Source organism: Micromonospora sp. NPDC005299 (genome assembly GCF_042872345.1).
GTDB lineage: Bacteria > Actinomycetota > Actinomycetes > Mycobacteriales > Micromonosporaceae > Micromonospora.
Window position 1 is genome coordinate 13,689 of sequence record NZ_JBIAKG010000001.1, and the last position, 10,643, is coordinate 24,331.

Genomic DNA, 10,643 nt, shown 5'->3' on the forward strand with positions numbered 1-10,643 from the left:
CCGGGGGCGGGGTTTCCACCGCGCCGGGGGGGGATTTGCGCGCGCCGGCGGGTTTGTGGGCCGCGGGGGGGCGGGGGGGGGGGGGGGGGGGCGCGGGGGGGGGGGGCCCCCCCCCCCCCGCCCGCGGCCACGGTGTCTCAGTTGCCGGTCACCCAGTTCCAGGCGGAGACCACCCATTCGGTCTGCTGGAGGTAGGCCACCCCCACGCCGGCCAGGAAGAGCGCGGTCACCAGGTGCGCACCGCGGGCGCTGCGCCGCACCCGGCCGAGCTGCCGCTCCAGGACCAGCCGGCCGAGCAGGCGGGCCAGGGCGAACAGGCCGGCCGCCGTGAGCAGGCTGAGCACGAAGGTGAGCAGCGGGGCGGTCAGATCCCCCCGGCCGGAGATCGCCCAGATGCCCCAGCAGACGAAGGCGAACAGCGCGCCGGCCGCGCTCCACTCCCCGCCCTTGCGGAGCTGGGCGACATGCCAGCCCATCGGCCGGCGGGGGGCCGACTCGGCGGTCCAGTCGCTCGTGTCGACGGCGGGGAACTGCTCGGTCCGGGGCGTACGCGGCTGGCCGACCGCTGCCACCCCGCGCCGGAACGCGTCCCGCTGCGAGGGCACCGCGGCGGGCTGCGGCGGCACCTCGACCGTCCGCTCGGCCCACGGCTGTGTCTGGTCCGCCATCTCGTGTCCTCCCCCTCGACCGACGCCGGCCACGGTTCCGAGGGTAGCGAGCCGGCAAATAGGGTGCCGACCACGACGGTGATGGGTTAGACACACCGGATGACCGACGCGCTGGTTCCCCGGGCCGAGGACTTCGACGAGATCTCCGCGTTGCTGACGGTGGCCTTCCACGGCGGCTTCGACCTCGAACTGCGGGAGGTCGAGCGCGGGGTCTTCGAACCGGACCGGTCGCTGCTGGTCCGTGACGGCGCGACCGCTGTCGCGCACGCCGGCGCGTTCAGCCGCGAGCTGGCCGTGCCCGGGGCCAGCGTGCCGGCCGCGCACGTGACCATGGTGTCGGTCGCCCCGACGCACCGCCGGCGAGGGCTGCTCACCGGGCTGATGCGCCGGCAGCTCCGCGAGATCCACGACGCCGGCCGGGAGCCGCTCGCCGTCCTGTGGGCGAGCGAGGGCCGGATCTACCCCCGGTTCGGCTACGGCCTGGCCGCGCAGCGGCTCGTCCTGGCCGGCGACACCCTCGGGCTGCGCCTGCCGGACCCGACGCCCGCCGAGGGCACCCTCCGCCTGGACCGCCCGGCGCCGCACCGGGCCGAGCTGGCCCGGCTGTACGAGCGGGTGCGCGCCGACCGTCCCGGCTGGTCACGCCGGGACGAGCGCTGGTGGGCGTACGTGCTCGCCGACGTGAAGGGGATGCGCGGCGGCGCCACCGAGCGCCGGGTGCTCCTGCACGAGGGGCCGGACGGCCTCGACGGGTACGCGCTCTACCGGACGAAGGAGGAGTGGGCCGACACCGGGCCGCGCGCCGAGGTCCAGGTCGGCGAGGTGGTGGCGGCCCGGCCGGAGGCGTACCGGGCGCTGTGGCGGCTGCTGCTCTCGATCGATCTGACCCGCCGGGTCTCCTTCTCGATCGCCGCCGTGGACGAGCCGCTGTTCCGGCTGGTGGACGAGCCGCGGCAGCTCGGCGCCCGGCTCGCCGACGCCCTCTGGGTCCGCGTCGTGGACGTGCCGGCCGCGCTGGCCGCCCGCCGGTACGCCACCGACGTCGACGTGGTGATCGAGGTCACCGACGACCTGCTGCCGGAGAACAGCGGCCGGTGGCGGCTGGTCGGCGGCCCGTCCGGGGCGGAGTGCACGGCCACCTCGGCGCCGGCCGGGCTGGCCTGTGACGTCCGCGCCCTCGGCGAGCTCTACCTGGGCGGCGCCGGCCTGGCCGCGCTCACCGCCGCCGGCCGGGTGCGGGAACTGGTCCCCGGAACGGCGGCGGCGACGACCCCGGCGCTCGGCTGGCACCGCGCCCCCGCTCCCATGGAGGTGTTCTGACTCCCTCGGCACCTGCCGCGCGCCGCGCTGCGGCCGGTACGGTCGGGTGATGGGTGATGTGGAGCGCCGCCGCCGGCGGCTGCGGCACCACGGCGACGGCGGGACACCGGACGGCGAGGGTGCGAGCGCGAGCACGCCCGGGGTGCACGACGACGGCTCCCCGTCGCCGCGCGGCGCCAGACGCGCCGAGCCGGAATCGTCGGACGACCGCTCCCCGTCGCCGCGCGGCGCCAGACGCGCCGAGCTGGAATCGTCGGACGACGGCTCCAGGTCGCCGCGCGGCGCCAGACGCGCCGAGCTGGAGTCGTCGGAACCCCGGGGCCGGCGCCCGGGGGGGCCGCCCGCCGAGGAGGGCGAGCGGGGGCTGCGCGGCCTGGTCGGCTCGGGTTCCTCGCAGGTGAGCGTGACGGCCGCGCTGCGGGCGCGGGACGCCGCCCGGCCGACCGACGAGGACCTGGCCGAGGCCGAGGCCCGGGTGGTGATCGTCCGCCGCAACTGGGTGCCCCGCGAGGAGCTGCCCCGCACCGGGCGGTGACGGGGGCGACCCGGCGGCCGCACCCGTGGGCGACGCGTCAGGCGGGCAGGTCGGGAAGCTGCCGGCTCTGCTCGTAGTCGGCGACCTGGGCGATCCGGCGGGCGTGCCGCGGGTTGCCGGAGAACTGGGTGGTGAGGAACGCCTCGACGAAGGCGGTGGCCTCGTCCAGGGTGTGCTGCCGGGCGCCGAGCGCGACGATGTTGGCGTCGTTGTGCTCGCGGGCCAGTTGGGCGGTGTCGATGTTCCAGGCGAGCGCCGCCCGGACCCCGGCGATCTTGTTGGCGGCGATCTGCTCGCCGTTGCCGGACCCGCCGATGACGACCCCGAGGCTGCCCGCGTCGCCGACCACGCGCTCCCCGGTGTGCAGGCAGAAGGCCGGGTAGTCGTCGTCCGGGTCGTAGGCGTGCGGGCCGACGTCGACCACCTCGTACCCCTGCTTGGCCAGGTGGTTGGCGAGGTGCACCTTCAGCTCGAAACCGGCGTGATCGGATCCCAGGTAGACGCGCATACCGCGCAGTCTGACAGGCCCGCCCCCGTGCCGGCGCGCCGGCGGCGGCACGGAGGCGGATTCGTCACACGGTCGACCGCGGCAGTTCGGCGACGACCAGCCCGGCCCGCGCCTTCGGGGTGAACCAGGTGCTCTTGCGGGGCATCTTCTCCCGGGCCAGGTTCACCGCGACGAAGTCGTCCACGGTCACCGGCGCGACGAGGACGGCCAGTTCGGCCCGGCCCGCGTCGACCTCGCCGGTGAGCCAGCTCGCCGGGTAGTCGCCGCCCACGTAGGTGATCCGCTTGTCGCCCGGGTCGAGGCCGAGCGCGTCGCGCAGCAGCAGCCGCTCGACCAGGGCGTGGTCGAGGTTCTCCAGCCGGCCGCCGCCGACGTGCGGCAGGCGGACCGCGTACCCCTGGCCGGCGAGGTGAAGGTGCACGGCGCCGCCGGTCGCCGGGACGCCGATCGGGCCGGCGACCGGGGTGATCTCCGCGCCGGCGGCGCGGAGCCGGTCGAGCAGCTCGTCCGGGGTGGTGGTCAGCTCGCTGACCAGCCGGTTGTAGGGCTGGATGGCGACCGAGGCCGGCGTGGTGATCACCGACAGGAAACGCGGGAAGCCGCCGGCCTGCGCGGCCAGGCTGCGGTGGTTGCCGTCGGCGACCACCAGCTCGCCGCCGCCCGCCAGGGCGGTCAGCTCGTCCTGCGCCGGGCCCGGACCGAGCAGCCAGATGGCGTGCGTGCGCCCGGACTGGTCCACGTCCGTGGCGGCGGGGGCGCCGGCCGACTCGGTCGCCGCCGCGAGCGCCGCGTGCAGCTCGTCGCCGCGCCCGGTCTGGAGCAGGAGTACGGGTGAGAGCAGGTGACCCAGCGCCTCGGCCAGGGCGACCCGCTCCCGCACCTTGGCGATGAACACATCCTCGTTGCGGATCACCAGGCCGGGCTCGTCGGCCCGGGTGGAGATCTGGTCGGTGTCGACCATGGCGAACAGCCCGTACGCGCTCTCCTCGCCCGGCGCGCTGATCCGGTAGAGGACCACGACCTGCTCGGCGGGGGTGTAGCTGCCGTCCGCCTTGGCCTCGACGAGGCGGGCCACCGCGTCGGGAAGCGCGTCGAGGAAGGACTTCCCGAGGCTCCCCGGCGCCCGGTGGGGCATCTCGATGCCCAGGGCACTGTGCGGATTCGCCTCGACGATGGCGGTGATCTCCGCGTCGTCGGCGAACTCGTCGTAGTTCTGCGCGCCGGTGCCGCCAGTGGTGATCCAGGCCCGGGCGATCGGATGCACGACCGTCATGCCCGCTGACGCTACCCGCGCCGTCCGGAGCCCCGGTGGCGGACCCGCGCGCCGTCCACCAGATGAAAGGGAACCGGTCAGCCGTTGCGGTGCCGGCCGGGCGCAGGGCTCCCACCCGGCGCCGGGGCGGCCGGACGGGAACCACCGGTCGCGGCGAGCCGGACCGTCGTCGTCCCGGCGGGGGCGGGACGGCCGGACTCGGCGCTGGTGCGGACCGTGCCCGGGGGCCGGGCCGGCAGGCCCGCGTCGGTGGGTGGGGTCATCCGCGAGGTCGCCACCACCCGGGCGACGCCGACCACGATCGGCGGGGCCAGCAGGTCGGCCATCTCGGCCGGGACGGCCGGCCAGTCGCCCTCGGCCACCGACCAGTACGTCGCACCGGAGTCCTCGGTCGCCGTCACCGGCGCGTTGTCGGACAGGCGGCGGTGCTTACCCATGGGAACGCCTCCAGGAGCTGCCGGGCTGCGGCCCCGGGCGGGCCGCCGGCTGGGACACCCGGTGAAACGAGCCCCGCACCGGCCCGGTGACGGGGCGGCGCGGGGCTCGTCGGGCAGCGCATCAGTCGAAGATCGGGCCCTGCTCCCGGGTGCGCTTCAGCTCGTAGAAGCCGGGCGTGCCGGCCACCAGCAGGACGCCGTCCCAGAGCCGGCCGGCCGCCTCGCCCTTCGGCGCCGGGGTGATCACCGGGCCGAAGAAGGCGACCTGACGGCCGTCCGGGCCCGGAGCGTGGATCACCGGGGTGCCCACGTCGGTGCCGACCGGCCGCATGCCCGCCTCGTGGCTGGCCCGCAGCGCCTCGTCGTACTCGGTCGACTCGGCGGCGTCGGCGAGCGCCGGGTCGAGGCCGACGTCGGTGAGCGCGCCGGCCAGCATCTCCCGGCCCAACTCCTCCTTGCCGAGGTGGATCCGGGTGCCCATCGCGGTGTAGAGCTTCCCCAGCGCCTCCCCGCCGTGCGCCTGCTCGACGGCGATGCAGACCCGCACCGGGCCCCAGCCCTTCTTCATCAGATCCTGGTACTGCTCCGGCAGGTCCCGGCCCTCGTTGAGCACGGACAGACTCATCACGTGGAACCGGATGTCCACGTCCCGGACCTGCTCAACCTCGAGCAGCCAGCGGGAGGTGATCCACGCCCACGGGCACAGCGGGTCGAACCACATGTCCACGGCGACACGTTCGGTCACGGTGTCATCCCTTCACGACTCCACGCGCCGGAGCTCCGGCGCCTTCCCCTCCGATCCTCACCCCCCGCGGCATCGACCGGTACCGGAATGAGAGCGTGACCTCGGCCACCGAAGGGTGACCGTGCATGGAAGACTCGGTTTCGGACCGGCCGTCACGAGCGGGCCGGGGAGGCCGGTGCCGCGGGGCGCGGCGAGACGAGTGGGATGGAGACGAACAGTGCCGGGAGTGCGCAACCTGACCCAGGTCGAGGCCACCGAGCGGGCCCGCCTGCTCGACGTCACCGGGTACGACATCAAGCTTGACCTGTCGACCGCGGTGCAGGCCGACGGCCGCACGTTCCGGTCGGTGACCGAGGTCCGGTTCCGCTGCGCCGAGCCGGGGGCGAGCACCTTCATCGAGACGGCCGCCGAGTCGGTGCGGTCGGCGACGCTGAACGGCACGCCGGTCGACCTCTCCGACTGGTCGGCGGAGAAGGGCCTCACCCTCACCGGCCTGGCCGCCGAGAACGTCCTCGTGGTCGACGCCGACTTCGGCTACTCCAACAGCGGGCAGGGCCTGCACCGCACGGTCGACCCGGTGGACGGCGAGACCTACCTCTACAGCCAGTTCGAGACGGCCGACGCGCAGAAGGTGTTCGCCTGCTTCGACCAGCCCGACCTGAAGAGCGTCTACACCTGGCACGCCACCGTCCCGGAGCACTGGCGGGTGGTGTCCAACATGCCGGTGGAGCGCGAGGAGCCGGCCGGCGAGGCGCTCAAGACCGTCCACTTCGCCGAGTCGGCGCGGATGAGCACCTACATCACCGCGCTGTGCGCCGGCCCGTACCACGAGGTGCGGGACAGCCACGACGGCATCGACCTGGGCGTCTACTGCCGGGCCTCGATGGCGCAGTACCTGGACGCGGACGACCTGTTCCTGATCACCAAGCAGGGCTTCGACTTCTTCCACGAGCAGTTCCAGGTGCGCTACCCGCTGCCCAAGTACGACCAGCTCTGGGTGCCGGACTTCAACGCCGGGGCGATGGAGAACTTCGGCTGCGTCACGCACGCCGAGTCGCACTACATCTTCCGCTCTCAGGTCACCGACTTCGAGTACGAGCAGCGGGCCAACACGATCCTGCACGAGCTGGCGCACATGTGGTTCGGTGACCTGGTCACCATGCGCTGGTGGAACGACCTGTGGTTGAACGAGTCGTTCGCCGAGTGGGCCAGCCACTGGTGCAACACCCACGCCACCCGCTTCTCCGAGGCCTGGACGACGTTCCTGTCCATCCGGAAGAACTGGGGCTACCGGCAGGACCAGCTCTCCTCCACCCACCCGGTCTACTGCGAGATGCCGGACCTGGAGGCGGTCGAGGTCAACTTCGACGGCATCACCTACGCCAAGGGCGCCAGCGTGCTGAAGCAGCTCGTCGCGTACGTGGGCGAGGAGCCGTTCCTGGCCGGCCTGCGGGCCTACTTCGGCAAGCACGCCTGGGGCAACGCCACCTTCGACGACCTGCTCTCCGAGTTGGAGGCGGCCTCCGGCCGGGAGCTGCGTAAGTTCGCCGCCCAGTGGCTGGAGACCGCGCAGGTCAACACGCTGCGCCCCGAGGTGGTCATCGGCGCCGACGGCGCGTACGAGCAGGTGCTGGTGCGGCAGGAGGCGCCCGCCGGGCACCCGACGCTGCGGACCCACCGGATCGGGGTGGGCCTCTACGACCTGACCGACGGGCGGCTGGTCCGCCGGGAGCGGGTCGAGGTCGACGTGACCGGCGAGCTGACCGAGCTGTCCGTGCTGCACGGGAAGCCCGCCGCCGACGTGCTGCTGCTCAACGACGACGACCTGACCTACACCAAGCTGCGGCTGGACGAGCGGTCGATGGCGACCGTGGTGCAGCACATCGCCGGCTTCGAGTCGTCGCTCGCCCGGGCGCTCTGCTGGACCGCCGCCTGGGACATGACCCGCGACGCCGAGCTGTCGGCCCGCGACTACGTGGCGCTGGTGCTGGCCGGGCTGCCGGCGGAGACCGACATCAACCTGGTCACCGCCACCCTGCGCCAGGCGACCACCGCGCTCACCTTCTACGCCGACCCGGCCTGGGCGCCGACCGGCTGGGCCGACCTGGCCCGGACCGCCCGCACGGCACTCGCCGCGGCCGAGCCGGGCAGCGGCTTCCAGCTCGCCTGGGCCCGGGCGTACGCCTCCGCGGCCCGCTCCGGCGAGGATCTCGCCACGCTGCGCGGCTGGCTGGACGGCGGCGAGGTGCCGGCCGGGCTGACCGTGGACACCGAGCTGCGCTGGACCGTCCTCCAGTCGCTGGTGGCCAACGGCGCGGCCGGGACCGCCGAGGTGGAGGCCGAACTGGCCGGCGACCGGACCGCCAGCGGCGAGCGGGAGGCCGCGTACGCGCACGCGCTGGTGCCGACCGCCGAGAACAAGGCGGCGGTGTGGGCGCTGCTCACCGGCCCGGAGAGCCTGCCGAACTGGCGCAACCGGGCGCTGCTGCAGGGCTTCACCCACCCGGCGCAGGTGGACCTCACCGCGCCGTACCGGGAGAAGTACTTCGCCGCGGTCGCGCAGGTGTGGGCGCAGCGGGACAGCGAGCCGGCGCAGGAGTTCGTCCAGCTCGCCTACCCGGCGTACCTGGTCGAGGACGACACGGTGGCGGCCACCGACGCGTGGCTGGCCCAGGAAGGTCACCCGGCGCCGCTGCGCCGGCTGGTGGCCGAGGGCCGCGACGGCGTGGCCCGCGCCCTGAAGGCCCGCGCCCGGGACGCCCAGACCGCCTGATTCGCGGGGCGGCCCGAGTCCCGGCCCGGGCCGCCCTCCCGCAGACACGAAAAAGCCCGGCCCGCATCTCGCGGGCCGGGCTTCGTCGTCTGTGGTGGGCTCAGCCCTTGCCGGCGTGGCTGGCGAGCTGGTCGAGGCCCTGGATGACGCCGCCGGCCAGGTCGCCGCCGCCGAAGGAGGCCACCATGGAGAGCGCGGCCAGCTTGGCGTACGTGTCCGGGATGCGCTTGCGCGCGTAGCGGCCGGTGACGATCTCGAGCTGCCGCTGGTTGGGCGACACGGCGATCAGCACCGACTTGTCCGGCTCGGCGAGCTGGCGGTGCAGCCGCTCGGCGTGCTCCCGGATCGGCTCGTCGAGGCCGCCCACGTAGACCGAGAAGACCAGGCCGGTGCCCTGGTCGGCCAGGCGGAGCGCCTCGTCGATGCGGAGCAGCTGACGGGTCGAGAACGGCCCGTCCAGGACCTCGGGCGGGTTACCGGTCCCCGTCGCGGCCTGCTTCTCACCAACGGTCACTTGCGCCTCCGGTTCCACCGGCCGGTGCCTCCCGGCCGGCCTGCTCCTGCTTGCGGCTGGTCAGCGCCGGCGCCTGCGCCCCGGCGGCCAGTGCGGTGCCGGCCGAGTCGGCCAGCTGCTCCGGACGGCCCAGGAACCAGACCGGAGTGAAGTCGAAGGGCCGGCCCGGCCGGTAGCGCTTGGCGCCGCCACCGCCGCCGCCGCCGCGACTGCCGGCGGCCGCCAGTCCGGCGATCACCAGCACGGCGGCCGCCGGGATGCCGATGAAGACCAGCAACGTCTCGGTAACAGACAATCCCAACGCCCCCAGGCGGAAAGAGAGACCAGGAATGTTCCGGGTCGGGTGGACGGTCATGACGACGCGCGCCCGACTCCGCTTGTGCTGTTCACGTTAGCGGAGTCGACGGCCCGCCAGATTGCGGGGTGCTGATCCCACCCGCCACAGGCGTGCTCCAGTTGCGCGGCAGTGCCTATCAATGTCGCGTCGTCGCCGTACCGGCCGGTGAGCAGCACGCCGACCGGCATCCCGTCGCCGGTGCGGCCCACCGGCAGCGAAACGGACGGGTCGCCGGTGACGTTGAAGATGGCGCAGTACGGCGAAAAGCGCCGCTGCCGGTCGAAATCCTCCGCCGGATCGAGGCTCGCGAACGCCCCGACCGACGCCTGCGGGGCGGCCAGGGTCGGGCAGAGCAGCAGGTCGCAGCCGGCGGTACGGCGCACGCCGCGGCGTACCTGCGCCTGGAGTTCGCCGAGCGCGGCCATCAGCGGGCCGGCGCCGACGGCCGCGCCCCGGGCCCGGAGGAACCGGGTCAGTGGCAGGAGGTCGCGCTCCCGTTCGGACGGCACGGGGGCGAGCGCCAGCACGTACCAGACGGTCTCGAAGAGTGGCCACGCCTCGGGGCCGAGCGGCGCGGGGACGTCGACCACCTCGTGGCCGGCCGCGGTGAGCAGCGCGGCGGCGCGGTCGACGGCGGCCACGCAGTCCGGGTGGACCGGCTCGTCGGCGAGCATCGGGGCGGTGAACCGGCCGATGCGCAGCCGGCCGGGCGCGGCGGCCCGGGCGGTGCCCAGGTAGCCGCCGGTGGGCGCGGCGGGCGGCAGGTAGGGCTCGCCGGGCACCGGTTGCGCCATGACGTCGAGCAGTGCGGCCACGTCGGTCACGGTCCGGCCGAGCGGGCCGCTGATCGGCAGCCCGAAGGCACCGAAGCCGAGCGGGCCGCTGGACACCAGGCCCCGGCTGGGCTTGTAGCCGACCAGGCCGCAGAGCGCCGCCGGGATGCGCAGCGAGCCGCCGCCGTCGGAGCCCTGTGCCACCGGCACCAGCCCGCCGGCCACGGCGGCCGCCGCCCCGCCGCTGGACCCGCCCGCGGTGTAGGCGAGGCCCCACGGGTTGCGGGCCGGCGGTGCGACGAGGCCCTCGGAGTACAGCGAGCACCCCAGCTCGGAGGTGGTGGTCTTGCCGAGGCTGACCAGCCCGGCGTCCGCCATGAACCGGACCACGTCGGCGTCGACGGGCGGCACGAAGTCGGCGAAGGCCGCCGAGCCGAAGGTGGTGCGGACCCCGGCCGTGAGGGTGAGGTCCTTGATGGCGGTCGGCACCCCGTGCAGCGGGCCACGCCGGTCGGCCGGCACCGCGTCGGCGGCGGCGGCCGCCGCCCGGGCGCGTTCCGGGGTGACGGTGACGAACGCGCCGAGGGTGTCGGCGAGCGCGTCCACCCGGCGCAGGTGGTGTTCGACCAGCTCCACGCTGGACAGCTCACCCCGGCGGATCGCGGCGGCCTGCTCCAGCGCGGTCAGGTCGTGCGGCTCGGCCATGCCCCCATCCTGCCTGGTCACCGCGGCCCTCGCACTCATCACCCGCCGCGCGCCG

At 74.8% G+C, this 10,643-nt stretch carries 11 protein-coding genes; 3 read left to right on the forward strand and 8 right to left on the reverse strand.

The window, feature by feature from the left end; genetic code table 11:
• Positions 1-137 precede the first annotated feature (137 nt).
• The gene (locus ACFYPD_RS00070; RefSeq protein WP_387107014.1) at positions 138-668 is read right to left on the reverse strand and encodes a hypothetical protein; all 531 of its coding nucleotides are present in this window, start codon (positions 666-668) and stop codon (positions 138-140) included.
• Positions 669-767: 99 nt separating this feature from the next.
• On the opposite strand from ACFYPD_RS00070, the gene ACFYPD_RS00075 reads away from it, so the two are divergent.
• Positions 768-1,988 carry a GNAT family N-acetyltransferase gene (locus ACFYPD_RS00075; protein WP_387107015.1) on the forward strand — a complete coding sequence of 407 codons (1,221 nt, stop codon included), beginning with the start codon at positions 768-770 and terminating at the stop codon, positions 1,986-1,988.
• A 244-nt stretch (positions 1,989-2,232) separates the two neighbouring features.
• The gene (locus ACFYPD_RS00080) at positions 2,233-2,523 is read left to right on the forward strand and encodes a hypothetical protein (protein WP_387109058.1); all 291 of its coding nucleotides are present in this window, start codon (positions 2,233-2,235) and stop codon (positions 2,521-2,523) included.
• A gap of 37 nt (positions 2,524-2,560) precedes the next feature.
• On the opposite strand, the gene ACFYPD_RS00085 is transcribed toward ACFYPD_RS00080, so the two are convergent.
• From ACFYPD_RS00085 to ACFYPD_RS00100, 4 genes are all read right to left on the reverse strand, one after another.
• Positions 2,561-3,031 carry a ribose-5-phosphate isomerase gene (locus ACFYPD_RS00085; protein WP_387107019.1) on the reverse strand — a complete coding sequence of 157 codons (471 nt, stop codon included), beginning with the start codon at positions 3,029-3,031 and terminating at the stop codon, positions 2,561-2,563.
• Between the two features lie 64 nt (positions 3,032-3,095).
• Complete coding sequence (locus tag ACFYPD_RS00090) at positions 3,096-4,304, reverse strand: DUF1015 family protein (protein WP_387107020.1); 1,209 nt, start codon at positions 4,302-4,304, stop codon at positions 3,096-3,098.
• Positions 4,305-4,381: 77 nt separating this feature from the next.
• Entirely contained in the window at positions 4,382-4,741 is a 360-nt protein-coding gene (locus ACFYPD_RS00095) for a hypothetical protein (RefSeq protein ID WP_387107023.1), read from the reverse strand.
• A gap of 121 nt (positions 4,742-4,862) precedes the next feature.
• Positions 4,863-5,486: a disulfide bond formation protein DsbA gene (locus ACFYPD_RS00100; RefSeq protein WP_387107026.1), complete on the reverse strand. Its 624-nt coding sequence runs from the start codon at positions 5,484-5,486 to the stop codon at positions 4,863-4,865.
• 226 nt (positions 5,487-5,712) lie between these two features.
• Here ACFYPD_RS00100 and pepN point away from each other — a divergent pair, with 226 nt between their 5' ends.
• Positions 5,713-8,259: an aminopeptidase N gene (gene pepN, locus ACFYPD_RS00105; protein WP_387107027.1), complete on the forward strand. Its 2,547-nt coding sequence runs from the start codon at positions 5,713-5,715 to the stop codon at positions 8,257-8,259.
• Positions 8,260-8,359: 100 nt separating this feature from the next.
• Here pepN and ACFYPD_RS00110 read toward each other — a convergent pair whose 3' ends face one another.
• The 3 genes from ACFYPD_RS00110 to ACFYPD_RS00120 all read right to left on the reverse strand — a co-directional run bounded on the left by ACFYPD_RS00110 (position 8,360) and on the right by ACFYPD_RS00120 (position 10,588).
• On the reverse strand, positions 8,360-8,773 hold the full coding sequence (locus ACFYPD_RS00110) for a DUF5130 family protein (protein WP_387107029.1): 414 nt from the start codon (positions 8,771-8,773) through the stop codon (positions 8,360-8,362).
• A complete protein-coding gene (locus ACFYPD_RS00115; protein ID WP_387109061.1) occupies positions 8,760-9,050 on the reverse strand; it encodes a hypothetical protein in 291 nt (96 codons plus the stop codon). The genes ACFYPD_RS00110 and ACFYPD_RS00115 overlap by 14 nt, the downstream gene beginning before the upstream one ends.
• A 74-nt stretch (positions 9,051-9,124) precedes the next feature.
• Positions 9,125-10,588, reverse strand: coding sequence for an amidase (locus tag ACFYPD_RS00120; RefSeq protein WP_387107031.1), 1,464 nt, complete (start codon positions 10,586-10,588; stop codon positions 9,125-9,127).
• Positions 10,589-10,643: the final 55 nt, after the last annotated feature.